Source organism: Streptomyces sp. NPDC031474 (genome assembly GCF_055581185.1).
On record NZ_JBVIJX010000011.1, the window covers coordinates 22,914 to 41,660 of the forward strand.

The following is an 18,747-nucleotide window of genomic DNA, read 5'->3' on the forward strand; positions in this document are numbered from 1 at the left end:
GGTTCGCGACTTCAAGAGAATCAGGTCGCAAAGAAGCTCAGTGAGCACAGTATATGCGGGCGGGAGTGGAATTGTCAAACACCGACTTTCCGGATAGTGAATTGCGGCGCGAGCAGGAATTCATCGACCGGGTGTACGCGAGGGTGGACGCCCTGCGCGGCGACACCGAGACCTCCGTCACGGACGCGCTCGCCCAGGGCAACACGCCCCAGCAGGCCCGACTGGAGCGCGACATCCTCGTCGCCGAACGCTCGGGTCTGCTGGCCGCGCTCAACGCGGTGGACGGCTCCCTCTGCTTCGGCCGCATCGACCTCACCTCCGGCACCAGCCACCACATCGGCCGCATCGGCCTGCGCACCGACGACGCCGAGCACACGCCGATCCTCATCGACTGGCGTGCCGATGTCGCCCGCCCCTTCTACCTGGCCACCGGCCACACCCCGCTGGGCCTGCGCCGCCGCCGGCACCTCACCACTTCAGGCCGCCGGGTCACCGCCCTGCACGACGAGATCCTCGACCTCGGCGACCAGGAGCGGACCGGCCACGAGGACCCCACCGGCGACGCCGTGCTGCTCGCCGCGCTGGGCTCTGCCCGCACCGGCCGCATGAACGACATCGTGCAGACCATCCAGGCCGAGCAGGACGAGATCATCCGGGCTCCCCACCGAGGGGTCCTGGTCGTCGAGGGCGGCCCCGGCACCGGCAAGACGGCCGTCGCCCTGCACCGCGCCGCCTACCTCCTCTACGAGCACCGCGAACTGCTCGCCAAGCGGGCCGTGCTGATCGTCGGCCCCAATCCCGCCTTCCTCGGCTACATCGGCGAGGTGCTGCCCTCGCTGGGCGAGACCGGCGTGCTGCTGGCGACGGTCGGCGAACTCTTCCCCGGCGTGAAGGCGACGGCGACCGACACCCCCGAGGCGGCCGCCGTGAAGGGCCGCGCCGACATGGCGGACGTCCTCGCCGCCGTCGTACGCGACCGGCAGGCGCTGCCCGACCCGGTGATCACGATCGAGCACGACCGTGAGGTCCTGATGCTCGACGACGGACTCGTGGGCGTCGCCCGCGAGCGCACCCGCGCCGCACGGCTGCCGCACAACGCGGCCCGCGAGCACTTCGAGGGCTACATCCTCAACACGCTGACGGACATGGTCGCCGAGCGCATCGGCACCGACCCCTACGACGGCTCGAACATGCTGGACGCCAGCGACATCACCCAGATCCGCGACGAGCTCGCCGACAACCCCGAAGTCTGGTCCGCCATCGACCGGTTGTGGCCGCGCATCACTCCGCGCCGCCTGGTCGCCGACTTCCTCGCCGCCCCCGAGGGGTACGTGAGCGACGAGGACGCGGCCGCGATCCGCCGCCCGGTGACCCGGGCCTGGACGGTCGCGGACGTCCCGCTGCTCGACGAGGCGGCCGAACTCCTCGGCGAGGACGACCGGTCGGCCCGCGCGCGGGCCGACCGGGAGCGCGAGACACAGGTCGCCTACGCCCAGGGCGTCCTCGACGTCTCCTACGCCTCGCGCACCTACGAGTTCGACGACAAGGAGGAGGAGGACTCCGAAGTCCTGTCCGCGCACGACATCATCGACGCCGAGCGGTTCGCCGAGCGGCACGAGGAGGACGACCACCGCAGCGCCGCCGAGCGCGCGGCGGCCGACCGGACCTGGGCGTTCGGCCACATCATCGTCGACGAGGCGCAGGAGCTGTCGCCGATGGCCTGGCGGCTGCTGATGCGGCGCAGCCCGACCCGCTCGATGACCCTGGTCGGCGACCCGGCCCAGACGGCCGAGGCGGCCGGTGTCGGCTCCTGGTCGGGGATCCTCGCCCCGTACGTCGAGGACCGCTGGGAGCACACCCGCCTCGGCGTCAACTACCGCACCCCGGCCGAGATCATGGAGGTCGCTGCGGCCGTCGTCCGCGCGCAGAACCCCGACTTCGAACCGCCGAGCTCGGTCCGCTCGACGGGAGTGAAGCCCTGGGCCCGCGCGAGCGACGACCTGCCGGGCGCGGTCGCCGAGGCCGTGGCCGAGCTGACCCCCGCCGAGGGCCGGCTGGCGGTGATCGCCCCGCGCGCGCTGCACCGACGGCTGGCGGCCCGCCTGGACGGCGTGACGGCGGGCGCGGAACCGGACCTGACCCGCACGGTCGTCCTGCTCGACCCGCGCCAGGCCAAGGGGCTGGAGTTCGACTCGGTGCTCGTCGTGGAGCCCGCCGACTACGGCACCAGCGACCTGTACGTAGCCCTCACCCGAGCCACCCAACGCCTCGGCGTGGTCCACACCAAGGAGCTGCCGAAGCCGCTGACGGAAGCGCTGACGTAAGCGCTGACGTAACGGGCCGGAACAGTCCCCGGCCCGCCTACGCCGGGCGTAGCCACACCGTCGACAGGGGTGGCAGTGTCAGGCGGACGGCGGCCGGGCGGGCGTGGCGGGCGTGGGGTTCCGGTTTGATCGGGTCGGGGTGGGCTACGCCGCTGCCGCCGTAGGCCGCCGCGTCGGTGTTGAGCATCTCGTGCCACGCCGGGATGTCGTCCGGGACGCCGAGGCAGTAGTCGTGGCGGACGACGGGGGAGAGGTTGGAGACGGACAGCAGCGGGGAGCCGTCGGCGTCGTAGCGCAGGAAGGCGAAGACGTTGTCCTCGGCGGCGTCCCCGACGATCCACTGGAAACCGGCGGGGTCGGTGTCCTGCTGCCACAGGGCCGGGGTCGTCCGGTAGACGCTGTTCAGGTCGCGGACCAGGTCCCGGACGCCCCGGTGGTCGGCCTCGGCGCCGTAGGCCGGGTCCAGCAGCCACCAGTCGGGGCCGTGCGCCTCGGACCACTCCGCTCCCTGGGCGAACTCCTGCCCCATGAAGAGGAGTTGCTTGCCGGGGTGGGCCCACATGAACGCCAGGTACGCCCGCAGGTTCGCGCGCTGCTGCCACCAGTCGCCGGGCATCTTCGACACCAGTGAGCGCTTGCCGTGCACCACCTCGTCGTGGGAGATGGGCAGCACGTAGTTCTCGCTGTAGGCGTACACCATCGAGAAGGTCATCTCGTGGTGGTGGTAGCGGCGGTGCACCGGCTCGTGGGTCATGTACTCCAGCGAGTCGTGCATCCAGCCCATGTTCCACTTCAGGCCGAAGCCGAGCCCGCCGAAGCCGCTCGGGCCCGGGTGGTGCGTGGCCCGCGTGACGCCGTCCCAGGCCGTGGACTCCTCCGCGATCGTGACGACCCCGGGGCTGCGGCGGTAGACCGTCGCGTTCATCTCCTGGAGGAACGCCACTGCGTCCAGGTTCTCCCGCCCGCCGTGCTCGTTCGGCGTCCACTGGCCGGGCTCGCGCGAGTAGTCGAGGTAGAGCATGGAGGCGACGGCGTCCACCCGCAGCCCGTCGATGTGGAACTCCTCGCACCAGTAACTGGCGTTGGCCACCAGGAAGTTGCGCACCTCGCGGCGGCCGAAGTCGAACTCCAGCGTCCCCCAGTCGGGGTGGGCGGCGCGCAGCGGGTCCTCGTGCTCGTAGAGCGGACGGCCGTCGAACTCGGCCAGCGCCCAGTCGTCGCGCGGGAAGTGCGCCGGGACCCAGTCCATCAGGACGCCGATGCCGGCCCGGTGCAGCGCGTCCACCAGGTGCTTGAAGTCGTCCGGCGTGCCGAGCCGGGCCGTGGGCGCGTAGAAGCCGGTGACCTGGTAGCCCCAGGAACCGCCGAAGGGATGCTCGGCGACCGGCATCAGCTCGACATGCGTGAAGCCGAGGTCCTTGACGTACGCGGGGAGCTGATCGGCGAGTTGACGATACGTCAGGCCCGGTCGCCAGGAGGGGAGATGGATCTCGTAGATGGAGAAGGGCGCCTTGTGCACGGGTATCTCGGCCCGGCGCGCCAGCCACTCCTCGTCGCCCCACTCGTACGACGACGCGTGCACGATCGACGACGTCGCCGGCGGGACCTCGGTGCGCCGGGCCAGCGGGTCGGCGCGCAGGGTGTGCGAGCCGTCCGGGCGGGTGATGTCGAACTTGTACAGCTCGCCCTCGCCGATCCCGGGCACGAACAGCTCCCAGACCCCGGTTCCACCGAGCGAACGCATCGGGTACCCGGTGCCGTCCCAGAAGTTGAAGGTGCCGGCCAGCCGCACGCCGCGCGCGTTCGGCGCCCACACCGAGAAGCTCGTGCCGCGCACGCCCTGGTGGGTCCTCGGGTGCGCGCCCAGCACCGTCCACAGCTGCTCGTGCCGGCCCTCGCCGATCAGGTGCAGGTCCAGCTCGCCCAGCGTGGGCAGGAAACGGTAGGCGTCCTCGGTCTCCACGGCCGTGCCCTCGTACGCCACGAGGAGCCGGTAGGCCGGGACCTCGGTGAGGGGCAGCAGCCCGGAGAAGAAGCCGTCGCCGTCGTCATGGAGCTCGGCGCGCAGGTCGCCCGCGAGCACCGTGACGGACCGCGCGTACGGGCGCAGCGCCCGGAAGACGATCCCGCCGGGCGCCGGATGCGCGCCGAGCACCGCGTGCGGGGCGTGATGGGCGCCGTGCAGCAGACGCTCGCGGTCGACGGCGTCCAGGGCCGGGGAGAAGGGCGCGACCGGCGGTGCCACGGGAGGCTTCTTCGGCTTCCGCACGGGGGCTTTCGCGGCAGTTTTGGCGACAGTTTTCGCGGCGGTTGTCGCGGCGGCTTTCGGGGCAGGCGCCGCCTTCTCCTTCCCCTGGGCCTCCTTCCCCTGGGCCTCTTTCCCCAGGGCCTTCTTGCCCGTCGCCTTCTTGCTCGCCGCCTTCTTCGCCACCGCCTTCTTGGTCACTGCTTTCTGCGCGGCGGACTTCTTCTTCGGGGGAGTCACGTACGGAGCCTCCTCAAGGCAGGTCGGGTGCGGCGAGGCGGTGTATCGCGGACAGCGGTACGGGGAGCCAGTCGGGCCGGTGCCGGGCCTCGTAGACGACCTCGTAGACGGCCTTGTCCGTCTCGTAGGCCCGCAGCAGCACGGGGTCGGTGCGCGGGTCGGCGCCCGCCACCTCGGCGTACCCGGAGCAGTAGGCCGCCCGGCAGGCGTGCGCCCAGCCCGGGGCGGGCGGGTCGGCCGAGTGGGCCGCGTAGTCGAAGGAGCGCAGCATGCCCGCCACGTCCCGCACCGCCGGCTGCGGCATGCGCCGCTCGGCCAGCGGCCGGGCCGGCTCCCCCTCGAAGTCGATCAGCGTCCACTCCCCGGAGCCCGCGCGCAGGCACTGCCCGAGGTGCAGGTCGCCGTGGACGCGCTGGGCGGTCCAGGTGTGGCCCTCGGCCGCGAGGCCGGCCAGCGCCGTGAAGGCGGTGCGCAGCGCGGGCGCGTACGGGCGCAGGGCGGGCACGGCCTGCGCGGCCGCGTCGAGGCGGACGGCCATGCCGTCGGCCATCGGCTGTATCTGTGCGTGGCCGAGCGTCGCCGTGGGCAGGGCCCGGGCCAGCGCCCCGTGCACCTCGGCGGTGGCCCGCCCCAGCGCCCGCGCCTCCGCGGCGAAGTCCTCGCCCTTGGCCAGCTCCCGCAGCGCCAGCTCCCAGCCGTCCGCCGCGCCCTGCACATACGGCTGGAGCACGGCCAGCACATAGGGCTCGTCGTCGAGGTGCGCCTCCATCCAGGCCGTCGGGGCGGGCACCCGGGGGCAGCCCTCGCGGGCCAGCGCCAGCGGCAGTTCCAGGTCCGGGTTGACGCCCGGCACCACCCGGCGCAAAAGCTTCAGGATGAACGTATCTCCATAGACGATCGACGAATTCGACTGCTCGCCCGTCAGCCGGCGCGGGACCAGCCCCGAGCGGATCTCCTGCCCGGGTTCCCGCTCGCAGCGCAGCGCCCCGATCCGCGCCCGGGTGCGCAGGGCCTCCAGGAGCACCTCGGCGGGCCGGGTGTCGTACAGGGCGTCGAACACGGTCCCCCCGGCCAGCGGCCCCTGCGTCACGTGTCCGATCAGCGCGGGCGCCAGCCGGGGCGGCAGAGCCTCGCGTACGCCGATGAGCAGCTGGTAGCAGTCGCCGGGGCCGGCGCCCTGCTCGGCGCGCACCAGCAGGTGGTAGAGGCCCAGCCGGGTGCCGACCGGGAGCAACTCCGTGGCCGCCACCAGCGAGAACCCGGTGACCGGACGCCCCTTGCCGGCGAACCAGCGCTGGCGCGGCAGCCACTCCCGCAGCAGAGGGTCCAGTGACGCGAGGAGGCCGGGGCTCGTCTTGCCGGAGAGTGTGACCGTTTCCGCCATGGCGTCACATTCCTTTCCCCGGGGGGTCGGGGTGTTACTGATGCGTGCCCCGGGCGGGGCGGGGGAAACCCGGAGGGAACCGCCCCGCCGCGGGGTTCTAGGCCGCGTCGCGACGCAGCCGGAACCAGTAGAAGCCGTGCCCCGCGAGGGTGAGCAGGTACGGCAGTTCACCGACCGGCGGGAAGCGCACCCCGCCGAACAACTCCACCGGGTACCGCCCCTTGAACCGGCTCAGGTCCAGTTCGGTGGGCTGGGCGAAGCGCGAGAAGTTGTGCACGCACAGCACCAGGTCGTCCCCTCCGTCCTTGGACAGGGGGGCCTCCCGCAGGAACGCGAGGACGGCCGGGTTGGAGGACTGCAGTTCGGTGTACGTTCCGAGGCCGAAGGCGGGGTTCTGCTTCCGGATCTCGATCATCCGCCGGGTCCAGTGCAGCAGCGACGACGGCGACGACATCGACGCCTCGACGTTGGTGACCTGGTACCCGTAGACGGGGTCCATGATCGCAGGCAGGGACAGTCTGCCGGGGTCACAGGAAGAAAAACCTGCGTTGCGATCCGGTGTCCACTGCATGGGGGTGCGGACGGCGTCGCGGTCGCCGAGCCAGATGTTGTCGCCCATGCCGATCTCGTCGCCGTAGTACAGGATCGGCGAGCCGGGGAGGGACAGGAGCAGCGCGGTGAACAGCTCGATCTGGTTGCGGTCGTTGTCCAGCAGTGGTGCGAGCCGGCGCCGGATGCCGATGTTGGCGCGCATCCGCGGGTCTTTCGCGTATTCCGCGTACATGTAGTCGCGTTCTTCGTCGGTGACCATTTCGAGGGTCAGCTCGTCGTGGTTCCGCAGGAAGATGCCCCACTGGCAGTTGGCCGGAATCGCAGGGGTCTTGGCGAGGATTTCCGACACGGGGTAGCGGGATTCCCGGCGTACCGCCATGAAGATGCGGGGCATGACGGGGAAGTGGAACGCCATATGGCATTCGTCGCCGCCGGAGGAGTAGTCGCCGAAGTAGTCGACGACGTCCTCCGGCCACTGGTTGGCCTCGGCGAGGATCACCGTGTCCGGGTAGTGCGCGTCGATCTCCTTGCGGACCCGCTTCAGGAACTCGTGCGTCGCCGGAAGGTTCTCGCAGTTCGTGCCCTCCTGCGCGTACAGGTAGGGCACGGCGTCGAGGCGGAAGCCGTCGATGCCCAGGTCCAGCCAGAACTTCAGCGCGGAGATCATCTCCTCCTGCACGGCCGGGTTCTCGTAGTTGAGGTCCGGCTGGTGGGAGAAGAAGCGGTGGAAGAAGTACTGCTTGCGGACGGGGTCGAAGGTCCAGTTGGAGACCTCGGTGTCGACGAAGATGATGCGGGCGTCGGCGTACTGCTTGTCGTCGTCGGCCCACATGTAGTAGTCGCCGTAGGGTCCGTCGGGGTCTTTCCTCGATTCCTGGAACCACGGGTGCTGGTCGCTGGTGTGGTTCATCACGAAGTCGATGATGACGCGCATGCCGCGTTGGTGTGCGGCGTCGACGAATTCCACGAAGTCGGCGAGGTCGCCGAATTCGGGGAGGACGGAGGTGTAGTCGGACACGTCGTATCCGCCGTCGCGCAGCGGTGATTTGAAGAACGGCGGGAGCCAGAGGCAGTCGACTCCGAGCCATTGCAGGTAGTCGAGTTTGGCGGTGATGCCCTTGAGGTCGCCGACGCCGTCGCCGTTGCTGTCCTGGAAGGAGCGGACGAGGACCTCGTAGAACACGGCGCGTTTGAACCACTCGGGGTCGCGGTCCTTGGCGGGCGTGTCCTCGAAGGTGTCCGGAACGGGCTCATTGACGATCATGGTGTGGGTGACCCTCCGATCTGCGGGTTGGACGGTCGCAGGACGGTGAGTACATGCGCGGGCCGGGTGCCCGGTTCGAGGCGCACGTAGTTGGCCCTGCCCCAGTGGTAGGTCTCGCCGGTGAGCTCGTCGCGCACCGACACCGACTCGTGCCAGTCCAGGCCGAGTTGCGGCATGTCCAACGACACCGTCGCCTCCTGGGTGTGGTGGGGGTCGAGGTTGACGACCACCAGAACCGTGTTCGAACCGCTGCTCTTCGAGCTCCTTCTGGAGTAGGCGATCACCGCTTCCTTGTCGGTCGGATGGAAGTGCAGATCACGCAGCCGGTGCAGGGCCGGGTTGGCCCGCCGGATCTCGTTGAGCTTCGTGATCAGCGGGGCGAGACTGCGGCCATCGCGTTCGGCCGCCGCCCAGTCACGGGGCTTGAGCTGGTACTTCTCCGAGTCGAGGTATTCCTCGCCGCCCTCCTTCAGCGGCGTGTTCTCGCAGAGTTCGTAGCCGCTGTAGATGCCCCAGGTAGGGGACAGCGTGGCGGCGAGGACCGCGCGCACCTCGAAGGCGGGCCGGCCGCCGTGCTGGAGGTAGGCGTGCAGGATGTCGGGGGTGTTGGCGAACAGGTTGGGCCGCATGTAGGAGGCGGCATCCCCCGAGAGTTCGGTGAGGTACTCCGTCAGTTCCTGCTTCGTGTTGCGCCAGGTGAAGTAGGTGTACGACTGCTGGAAGCCGATCTGGCCGAGCGTGTGCATCATCGCGGGCCGGGTGAAGGCCTCCGCCAGGAAGATCACGTCGGGGTCGCCGCCGTTGATCTCCGCGATGACCCGCTCCCAGAACACCACCGGCTTGGTGTGCGGGTTGTCGACGCGGAAGATCCGCACTCCGTACGACATCCAGTGCCTGAGCACCCGGACGGTCTCGGCGACGAGGCCGTCCAGGTCGGCGTCGAAGGCGATCGGGTAGATGTCCTGGTACTTCTTCGGCGGGTTCTCGGCGTACGCGATCGTCCCGTCCGGCCGGTGGTGGAACCACTCGGGGTGCTTGTGCACCCAGGGATGGTCCGGCGAGCACTGGAGGGCGAAGTCGAGGGCGATCTCCAGCCCGTGCTCCGCCGCCCGCTCCACGAACCACGCGAAGTCGTCGATGGTCCCCAGGTCCGGGTGGACGGCGTCGTGGCCGCCCTCGGGCGAGCCGATCGCCCAGGGCACGCCGACGTCGTCCGGGCCGGGGTCGAGGGTGTTGTTGCGGCCCTTGCGGAACGTCGTGCCGATGGGGTGGATCGGCGGCAGATAGACGACGTCGAAGCCCATCGCGGCGATGGCGGGAAGCCTGCGCGCGGCGGTGCGGAAGGTGCCGTGCGGGCGCTCGGGGGTGCCCTCGGAGCGCGGGAAGAACTCGTACCACGCGCCGTACAGCGCGCGCTCCCGCTCCACCAGCAGCGGCAACGGCTCGGAGGCGGTGACCAGTTCGCGCAGCGGATGACGGCCGAGGACGGCTTCGGCCTGCGGGGTCAGCGCCGCCGCCAGCCGGGCCGCGGCCGGGCGGGACGCGTCGCGCAGGGCGTCGACCGCGGCCAGCACCACGGTCCGGTCCGGCCCCTGCGGTACTCCGGCGGCCGCCCGCTCGTACAGCCGGGCGCCCTCTTCGAGGACCAGTTCCGTGTCCATCCCCGCGGGGATCTTGATGCGGGCGTGGTGCCGCCAGGTGGCGACCGGGTCCCCCCACGCCTCCACGGTGTACGTCCAACGGCCCGTGGTGTCCGGCGTGACGTCCGCGCCCCAGCGGTCGGTGCCGGGGGCGAGTTCGCGCATCGGCGTCCACGGGCCCGGGGCGCCGTCCGGGCCCTTGAGGACCACATTGGCGGCGACGGCGTCATGTCCCTCCCGGAACACGGTCGCCGACACCTGGAACGTCTCACCGGCGACCGCCTTGGCGGGCCGGCGCCCCTGCTGGACCAGCGGGCGGACATCGAGGACGGGTATGCGCCCGACGGCGGTACCGGCGACCCCGTCCGAGGGGGCGGATCCGGCGGGGCGCACGGGGAGCGCTTCCGGTGCGGGGAGCGCTTGCGTTGCTTCGGGGGCGGGTGTCGCCCTGGTGCGGGGTGTCGGGGGTGCTGACGAGTGGTGCGTGGCGGGCATGACCGCTCCTGTCCGCATCAACGAGGGTGGGCGGATGGATGTGGGGTCGTGTACCGAGGGAGCCTTCCCACCTTGTTCGGGTGAGCAATCCGGCACTTTGTTAACTACTCAGGCGTATGTCTACACACAAGTCCGGCCTCGTTCGAGAGGAACGAGACCGGTTTTGAAGCCCCGTTACCCGGCCGCGAGGACCTGCAGCAGTTTGTCCGGCGAACCGGCCCCCCGACCGGACACCTTCCCGCTCGCCGCCCCCGCGAACAACGCTTTCGAGACCGTCGCCGGAGTGGCTTTCGGATGGTCGGCGAGATAGAGCGCGGCCGCGCCCGCCGCGTGCGGCGACGCCGTCGACGTACCGGAGCAGGCGACCCGGCCCGTGTCGCTCGTGTACGACGCGGAGGTGATCGACACACCCGGCGCGAACAGGTCGACGGCCGAACCGTAGTTGGAGAAGGCCGCCCTGGCGTCCTTGCTGTCGGTCGCGCCGACCGTGATGGCCTCCCGCACGTCGGCGGGGGAGTGCAGCGCGGCCGGCTGCCCCACGTTGCCCGCGGCGACGGTGTACGTGACACCGGAGCGGATGGAGGTGCGCACGGCGGCGTCCAACGCCGCGTTGTACCCGCCGCCCAGACTGAGGTTGGCGACCGCCGGCCTGTGCGCATGACGGGTGACCCAGTCGATGCCCGCGACGGCCTGCGCGGTGGTGCCCGCACCGGAGTCGTCGAGCACCCGCACCGCGACCACCTTGGCCTTCTTGGCGACGCCCAGGGCCGTGCCCGCGACGGTGCCCGCGACGTGCGTGCCGTGTCCGTTGCCGTCGGCGGCGACGCCGTCCCCGCCGACGAAGTCCCAGCCGTAGCTCGCCCGGCCGCCGAAGTCGTCGTGCGTGATCCGGATGCCGGTGTCGATCACATACACGGTGACGCCCGCGCCCGCGGATCTCGGCCAGCGGTAACCGCCGTCCAGCGGCCGGCTCGGCTGGTCGAGCCGGTCCAGCCCCCAGGACGGCGGGTTCTTCCCGACGGCGACCGGCGCGGCGTCCAGCGTCACCCGGGTGTCCTGGACGACGGACGCCACGCGCGGGTCGGCCGCGAGCCGCCGGGCCTGTCTCTCGTCGGCCTCGACGGCGAACCCGTTGAGGACCGTGCCGTAGGTCTGGCTGATTCTCGCCCCGTACGTCCGGGCAAGCCGTCGTCCGTCCTCCGACGACGCGTGCGTGTCCCCCTTCAGCGTCACGAGATAGCTTCCGCCGACGGAGCCGGGCAGACCGGCGCCGAGTATCTTCCCCTCCGGTGCGGCGTGCGCGGGCAGGGCGACGGCCGACAGCAGCACGGTCGTGGCGACCGCGGTCAGACCCCCCACCCGGCGCAGACGCCGCATACGCGTCCGTGCCATGGTTCGCGTTCCCCTCCTCGACTCGACGCACCCCGCCTTCGCCGGGCACGCCACCGGGCAGCCTCTCGCGGGGCGCGAACCGCCACAAGGTGGCCTCCGGGGGAGAAACAGGGTTTTCGGCCCGTTGCGGAGGGCCCGGCCGGCCCCGAATCCGGGAGCCCCCACCCGTACGGCGACTGAGGACGAGGCCGTTCGGGCAGAAAAGTGAGGGGCCCGGGGGCGGCCAGCCCCCAGCAAGGCCGCCACCGACGCCGGTACCTTTTTCCACAGACGTGGACGCACACCGCCGTGCGCCCATCCAGCGAACGCGCCACGCCGAGGTGGAATGTGAAGGCGATCCGTCGATTCACCGTCCGACCCCTCCTCCCCGAACCCCTCCGCCCGCTCAGCGACCTCGCCCGCAACCTGCGCTGGTCCTGGCACGCGGAGACCCGCGACCTGTTCCAGTCCGTCGACCCCGAGCGCTGGGCCGTCTGTGACGGCGACCCGGTCAGACTCCTCGGCAGCGTGCGCCCGGCACGCCTCGCCGAACTCGCCGAGGACCGCCGTTTCCTGCGCCGGCTCACCGCCGCCGCCGACGACCTGCACGACTACATGAGCGGCGACCGCTGGTACCAGGACCAGCCCGCCACCGCGGGACTCCCCGCCGCCGTCGCCTACTTCTCACCCGAGTTCGGCGTCACGGCCGCCCTGCCGCAGTACTCCGGCGGCCTCGGCATCCTCGCCGGCGACCACCTGAAAGCGGCCAGCGACCTGGGCGTGCCGCTGATCGGCGTGGGACTCCTCTACCGGCACGGCTACTTCCGCCAGACCCTCTCCCGGGACGGCTGGCAGCAGGAGCACTACCCCGTCCTCGACCCCAACGAGCTGCCGGTGACCCTCCTGCGGGAGGACGACGGCGCCCCCGCGCAGATCTCCCTCGCCCTCCCGGCCGGCAAACAGCTCCACGCCCGCGTCTGGCTGGCCCAGGTCGGCCGGGTCCCGCTGCTCATGCTCGACTCCGACATCGAGGAGAACGGCCTCGGCGAACGCGGGGTGACCGACCGGCTCTACGGCGGCGGCAGCGAGCACCGTCTGCTCCAGGAGATGCTGCTCGGCATAGGGGGTGTCCGGGCGGTGCGCACGTACTGCCGCCTGACCGGTCACCCGGAACCCGAGGTCTTCCACACCAACGAGGGCCACGCGGGCTTCCTCGGACTGGAGCGGATCGCCGAACTCGCCGACACGGGACTGGACTTCGACTCCGCCCTGGAAGCCGTCCGCGCCGGGACCGTCTTCACCACGCACACCCCCGTCCCGGCCGGCATCGACCGCTTCGACCGCGAGCTGGTCGCCCGCCACTTCGGACCCGACGCCGAACTCCCCCACATGGACGTCGACCGCATCCTGCGCCTCGGCATGGAGACGTACCCGGGCGGCGAGCCGAACCTCTTCAACATGGCCGTGATGGGCCTGCGGCTGGCACAGCGCGCGAACGGCGTGTCCCTGCTCCACGGCCAGGTGAGCAGGGGGATGTTCGCCGGCCTGTGGCCCGGCTTCGACCCCGACGAGGTGCCGATCACCTCCGTCACCAACGGCGTGCACGCCCCGACCTGGGTCGCCCCCGAAGTGCTCCGGCTCGGCGCCCGCCAGGTCGGCAGCGAGCGCGCCGAGGACGCCCTGAGCGTCGGCGGCTCCGAACGCTGGGACGCTGTCGCCGACATCTCCGACCAGGACATCTGGGACCTGCGCCGCGACCTGCGCGAACAACTGGTGGTGGAGGTACGGCGCCGGCTGCGCGCGTCCTGGCGTCAACGCGGCGCGGGCACGGCCGAGTTGGGCTGGATCGACGGCGTCCTGGACCCGGACGTCCTCACCATCGGCTTCGCGCGCCGCGTCCCGTCGTACAAACGCCTGACGCTGATGCTGAGGGACCGCGACCGGCTGATGGACCTGCTGCTGCACTCCGAGCGGCCGATCCAGATCGTGGTGGCGGGCAAGGCGCACCCGGCGGACGACGGCGGCAAACGCCTCGTCCAGGAGCTGGTCCGGTTCACGGACGACCCACGGGTCCGCCACCGCATCGTCTTCCTCCCCGACTACGGCATGGCGATGGCGCAGAAGCTGTACCCCGGCTGCGACATCTGGCTGAACAATCCGCTGAGGCCGCTGGAGGCGTGCGGGACCAGCGGTATGAAGGCGGCCCTCAACGGCTGCCTCAACCTCTCCGTCCTGGACGGCTGGTGGGACGAATGGTTCCAGCCCGACTTCGGCTGGGCGATCCCCACCGCCGACGGCGCCGGCACCGACCCCGACCACCGCGACGACATCGAGGCGGCGGCCCTCTACGACCTCCTGGAACAGCGCATCGCCCCCCGCTTCTACGAACGCGGCCGGGCGGGCCTGCCCGACCGCTGGATCGAGATGGTCCGCCAGACCCTCACCCTGCTCGGCCCGAAGGTGCTGGCCGGACGCATGGTCCGCGAGTACGTCGAACGCCTCTACACCCCGGCCGCCCACACGCACCGGACGATGGCCCCCGACACCGCCCGCGAACTAGCCGCCTGGAAACAGCGGGTGCGCTCGGCCTGGCACGCGGTGACCGTCGACCACGTCGAGACGTCGGCGGCCACCGCCACCGCGGAACTCGGCACGACCCTCGCGCTGCGGGTCCGCGTCGGCCTCGGCGACCTCGCCCCCGACGACGTCGAGATCCAGGCCGTCTCCGGCCGGGTCGACGAGGAGGACCGCATCACGGACGCCTCGACGGTCCCGCTGAAACCCGCGGGCGGCCCCGACCTGGAGGGCAGGTGGGTGTACGAGGGCCCCCTGTCCCTGGACCGCACAGGCCCCTTCGGCTACACGGTCCGCATCCTCCCGGCCCACCGCCTACTGGCCTCCGGCGCCGAACTGGGCCTACTGGAGATGCCGTCCGGGGATGCGGTGGAGGGGGCGGGGGTGGTGCTGCGGTAACCGGTCTGCCGGGGCGCCGACGAGGGATCGTCGGCGCCCCTCGCGCGTAACTGACGAGCCGGAAAATATCTGGTGGGCGGATCAGCGTCGGAGGGCTACGATCCCCGTGATGACTACTCCTTCTCGTGTCAGATCGGGGGACCCGTCCGCGCAAGGTGAGTGCTGATGCTCACTCACATCGCGAACGAGGACTCCCGGCTTTCCTTCTGGCTGCGCGTGCGCGAGTTCGCCGTGCCGGCCTCCATGATCGAGACTGCGACCGCCCGCCGGCATGCCGGGGACTGGGCGGGGGCGTGCGCCGCCGCAGGCATCGACGTCGACTTCAATCTGCGGGCCGTGGCACGTGAGCACGGCCAGGATCTCGCCGCCCGAGTCCGGGCGGATCTCCGCCACCTGGCACCCGACCTACTGCGCTGGCACCTGCCGAGGATCGCTCCCGACGGGCTGCTGCGGCCCGGTCTGACGGTGCCCCTCGCCCGGTACGAGGCGGTGGGGCGAGGGCGGGGCGGCGTACGTCCGGTGCATCTCGTGGTGCGGACACCGCCTGCGTGGGCGGATGCCGGGCAGCGGATCAGCCTCGCGCTGTGGGACGCGTCCTCCGACTTGGGGACGACTGGTTCGGGGGCGGCCGGTTCGGGGGCGGGCGGCTCGGGGGCGAGTGGCTCGGGGGCTGGTGGCTCACGCCATCCGCATCCGCGTCCCAGCCGGCGGTTCCGGCTCGATCTGCACCGTCATCTGTGGGATGCGCGCAGGGCGGGTGAGCTGCGGGTCCGGTGCGGGGCGGATCGTCCGCCGCCTGGAGACGATCCGCCCCCGCCGACGGTGGACCGGGCCGCGGAACCGTCGGAGCTCGGCTGTGCCGTGGACCGGTGGGCGGCCGAGGCGCGGATCGTGCTGCGGGCGGCGGGCCGGACCACGGGTTCCGTTCTCGTGCGGTTCGGGGCCGGACAGCGGCTGGTGCTCGATCCGGGCGAGGACGGGGAGGGGGCGCCCGTCCTGCGGAGTCCGTCGGGCTGCGTCTCCGCGCTGCCCGTTCTGCCCGACGCGGCGACCTGGGTGCTGCCCGACCTGGAGTTGCTCCGTAGGGGAGCGATCGAGGCCGAGCGGCTGCATCCGCTGGTCGCCTCGGCGCTCGTACCGGAGCACGCGGCATCCGGTGCGAGCCGGCTTCCCGATCGGGCGGGACGGGCCCGGTTCGTGGACTGCCGGGGAGCTACGCACCGGATCGGCCTGGTCGACGGCGTGCTGGCCCCGTTGGACCACGATCCGGCCGAGATCCGGCGCGAGGAGCTGCTGGCCGCGCTGACCGGCACTCCGCTGCCCTGTCTCCAGGCCGTCGACGCGGCGCACCGGCGTCCGGACTGCCTCGCCGGCGTACGCGAACGCCTGGTCCACGGCGACATCGTGGGCGCGCTGGCCGTGGTGGAGGGGCTGCTGGGCCCCGACGCGGTGCTGCGCGACGGCGCGTTGCGGGACGAGCTGGAAGCGGCGGCTCGACGACGGATCACCTACGGACTGTTCCGGGCCGGCCTGATCGGTCCCGGGCCCGGCCAGGACCGCCGTCGTCCCCCTCGTATGCGCGAGCACCCGCGCCACGGCATCCGCCGCTGACCTTCCGAGCTTTTTCTCTTCCTCCGCGCTTTCTCCGTTCCTCCTTCTCTCGTCCGAGCTTTCTCTCTTCCGGTCTTCATCTCTTCCGACCACGAACCCCAAAGGTGATCACACATGTCCGTAGGCACCCCTTTCATCCCGGTATATTCCAACCAACTCGACGTGGCGGGCGAGTTGTTGACCCTGTTGCGCGACGCCGCCACCGAGCCGCGCCCCGACAGCCAGCTGGAGGCCCTGACCCTGGCCGTGGCCGCCGACCTGCCCGTACTGCTGTGGGGGGAGCCGGGGATCGGCAAGACCGCGGCGCTGACCCAGCTCGCTCAGACGCTGGACCTGCCGCTGACCACGGTGATCGCGAGCGTGCACGAGCCGTCCGACTTCTCGGGGCTGCCCGTCGTCGGGGACGATCCCGCCGAACAGGGCGTCCCGATGGCCCCGCCGGACTGGGCGGTGCGGCTGGTGCGCGCCGGCCGGGGGCTGCTGTTCCTGGACGAGCTGTCCACAGCCCCGCCCGCCGTGCAGGCGGCCCTGCTCCGGCTGGTGTTGGAGCGGCGGATCGGGGCGCTGACGCTGCCGCCCGGGGTGCGCATCGTGGCCGCCGCCAACCCGCGGGGCTCGGCGGCCGACGGCTGGGAACTGAGCCCGCCGCTGGCCAACCGGTTCGTGCACCTCCAGTGGATCCACGACCACGAGGTCGTCGTACGCGGACTCGGCGGCACCTGGCCCCGGGCGACCCTGCCCCGGCTCGACCCGGCGAAGCTGGCCGACGCCGTGGCCTTCGCGCGCCGGGCGGTGTGCGGGCTGCTCGCCGCCCGCCCCAAACTCGTGCACCAACTGCCCAGCAGCGAGGCGCGCCGTGGCGGAGCCTGGCCCTCGCCCCGCAGCTGGGAGATGACGCTGACCCTGAGCGCCTTCGCGACGGCGGCCGGCTCCTCCCGCGACGTACTGTCGCTGCTGGTCAGGGGCGCGGTCGGCGACGGCCCCGGGCTGGAGCTGCTGGCGAGCCTGGACCGGATGGACCTCCCGGACCCCGAGACGCTGCTCGCCGACCCGGCGGGCGCCGACCTGCCCGAGCGCGGCGATCTGCGCCAGGCCGTGCTGGACGGTGTCGTGGCCGCCGTCCGCACCCGCCCCGACAAGTCCCGCTGGGACGCGGCGTGGAGCCTCCTCGTCCGGGCGCTGGAGACCGGCGCCCCGGACCTGGTGGTCGTCCCCGCGACGACCCTCGCCTCGCTGCGCCGGCAGGACTGGGACGTACCGGCGTCGATCGAGAAGCTCGCGGGAGTGGTGACCCTGTCCCGGCGGGCCGACCAGGCGGCAGACCGTGCTGCGGATCGTGTGGCGGCGCGCTCCGCGGCGCTGACGAAGGCCGGCCGATGAGCGCCGACGAGCCGCTGAGCCAGGACAAGTCAGTGGCCACCGGCGAACCGAGGCCCCTGGACCTCGACAAGCTCTTCGCCGCCCGGCTGCAGGCCGCCCGGGCCCGCCCCTACCTGGCGACGGCTCTGTTCGCCCTGCATCCCGTGGAGTCGCGGTGGGTGCCGACGATGGCCGTGGACCGGCACTGGCGGTGCTACGTCTCACCGGCGTTCGTGGACCGTACGCCGGTGGAGGAACTGGCCGGGGTGTGGGTGCACGAGGTGTCCCACCTGCTGCGCGACCACCACGGACGCAGTGATCGGGTCGCCCGGGAGCGCGGGCTGAGCGGCCCCGGCGAACGGCTGCGGATGAACATCGCCGCCGACTGCGAGATCAACGACGACGCGTTCGGGGACGGGCTGGTCCAGCCCGAGGGCGCGGTCACGCCGGAGTTCCTCGGGCTGCGGCCGGGCGAGCTGATGGAGGACTATCTGCGCCAGTTCAGGCTCGGGCTGCAGACGCAGGACCTGGCCTGGCTGGACTGCGGCAGCGGCGCCGACGGCCGGGAACGGGAGTGGGACCTGGGCCCGGACGGCGCACACGGCCTGAGCGAACAGGAACGCGACGCGGTCCGCTTCCGCGTCGCGCAGGGCATCTCCGGCCGCCGGGGCACCGCGCCGGCCGGATGGCAGCGGTGGGCGGAGGAGGCGTTCCATCCGCCGCAGCCCTGGCGGGAGTTGCTGGGCGCGGCGGTCCGCTCGGCGGCGTCCGCCCTGGGCGCGGGCGAGGACTACTCCTACGGTCGTCCGTCGCGCCGCTCGGCGAGCGTCCCGGGCGCGGTCCTGCCGAGCCTGCGCCGCAGACCGCCCAGGGTGAGCGTGGTCATCGACACCTCCGGGTCGGTCAGCGACGCCGAACTGGGCAGCGCGATCCTCGAGGTCGCCGCGATCTCCCGGGCCGTGGGCGGCCGACGCGACATGGTCACCGTGGTGCCCTGCGACGCGGCGGCCCACTTCGTGCACACCCTGTGCCGGGGCGAGGCCATCCCGCTGCTGGGCGGCGGCGGCACGGACCTGCGCGAGGGTTTCACCAGGGCCCTGCGCGCCCGCCCCCACCCCGACGTCGTCGTCGCCCTCACCGACGGCCAAACCCCCTGGCCGAGCACCCGCCCACCCTGCCGCACGGTGGTGGGCCTGTTCCCCCGAAGTCCGTCCTACGACGAGGACGACCCCGAGTACGTACCGGATTCGCCGCCTGCCTGGGCGCGGGTGGTGGAGATCGGGTGACCG

Annotated in this window: 10 protein-coding genes; 5 read left to right on the forward strand and 5 right to left on the reverse strand. The window is 72.0% G+C overall.

Translation table 11 applies throughout. The features are described 5' to 3' along the window. Positions 1–53: 53 nt before the first annotated feature. Positions 54–2,324, forward strand: coding sequence for a HelD family protein (locus ACZ5SK_RS23655; protein ID WP_361710471.1), 2,271 nt, complete (start codon positions 54–56; stop codon positions 2,322–2,324). A gap of 37 nt (positions 2,325–2,361) precedes the next feature. On the opposite strand, the gene glgB is transcribed toward ACZ5SK_RS23655, so the two are convergent. The 5 genes from glgB to ACZ5SK_RS23680 all read right to left on the reverse strand — a co-directional run bounded on the left by glgB (position 2,362) and on the right by ACZ5SK_RS23680 (position 11,536). Then, positions 2,362–4,809, reverse strand: a complete 2,448-nt coding sequence (gene glgB / locus ACZ5SK_RS23660; protein WP_468576574.1) for a 1,4-alpha-glucan branching enzyme — start codon at positions 4,807–4,809, stop codon at positions 2,362–2,364. A 13-nt stretch (positions 4,810–4,822) separates the two neighbouring features. Continuing rightward, a complete protein-coding gene (locus tag ACZ5SK_RS23665) occupies positions 4,823–6,193 on the reverse strand; it encodes a maltokinase N-terminal cap-like domain-containing protein (RefSeq protein WP_334577131.1) in 1,371 nt (456 codons plus the stop codon). 97 nt (positions 6,194–6,290) lie between these two features. Beyond that, positions 6,291–8,009: a maltose alpha-D-glucosyltransferase gene (gene treS, locus ACZ5SK_RS23670; RefSeq protein ID WP_334577130.1), complete on the reverse strand. Its 1,719-nt coding sequence runs from the start codon at positions 8,007–8,009 to the stop codon at positions 6,291–6,293. After that, a complete protein-coding gene (locus ACZ5SK_RS23675; RefSeq protein ID WP_334577129.1) occupies positions 8,006–10,144 on the reverse strand; it encodes an alpha-1,4-glucan--maltose-1-phosphate maltosyltransferase in 2,139 nt (712 codons plus the stop codon). The genes treS and ACZ5SK_RS23675 overlap by 4 nt, the downstream gene beginning before the upstream one ends. 174 nt (positions 10,145–10,318) lie before the next feature. Continuing rightward, complete coding sequence (locus ACZ5SK_RS23680; protein ID WP_468418659.1) at positions 10,319–11,536, reverse strand: S8 family peptidase; 1,218 nt, start codon at positions 11,534–11,536, stop codon at positions 10,319–10,321. Between the two features lie 327 nt (positions 11,537–11,863). On the opposite strand from ACZ5SK_RS23680, the gene ACZ5SK_RS23685 reads away from it, so the two are divergent. The 4 genes from ACZ5SK_RS23685 to ACZ5SK_RS23700 all read left to right on the forward strand — a co-directional run bounded on the left by ACZ5SK_RS23685 (position 11,864) and on the right by ACZ5SK_RS23700 (position 18,744). Beyond that, on the forward strand, positions 11,864–14,488 hold the full coding sequence (locus tag ACZ5SK_RS23685; RefSeq protein WP_457494210.1) for a glycosyltransferase family 1 protein: 2,625 nt from the start codon (positions 11,864–11,866) through the stop codon (positions 14,486–14,488). A 165-nt stretch (positions 14,489–14,653) separates the two neighbouring features. Further along, positions 14,654–16,099, forward strand: coding sequence for a hypothetical protein (locus ACZ5SK_RS23690; protein ID WP_334577126.1), 1,446 nt, complete (start codon positions 14,654–14,656; stop codon positions 16,097–16,099). Positions 16,100–16,213: 114 nt separating this feature from the next. Continuing rightward, on the forward strand, positions 16,214–17,479 hold the full coding sequence (locus ACZ5SK_RS23695) for an AAA family ATPase (protein WP_361709387.1): 1,266 nt from the start codon (positions 16,214–16,216) through the stop codon (positions 17,477–17,479). Next, positions 17,476–18,744, forward strand: a complete 1,269-nt coding sequence (locus tag ACZ5SK_RS23700; RefSeq protein WP_361709384.1) for a vWA domain-containing protein — start codon at positions 17,476–17,478, stop codon at positions 18,742–18,744. The genes ACZ5SK_RS23695 and ACZ5SK_RS23700 overlap by 4 nt, the downstream gene beginning before the upstream one ends. Positions 18,745–18,747: the final 3 nt, after the last annotated feature.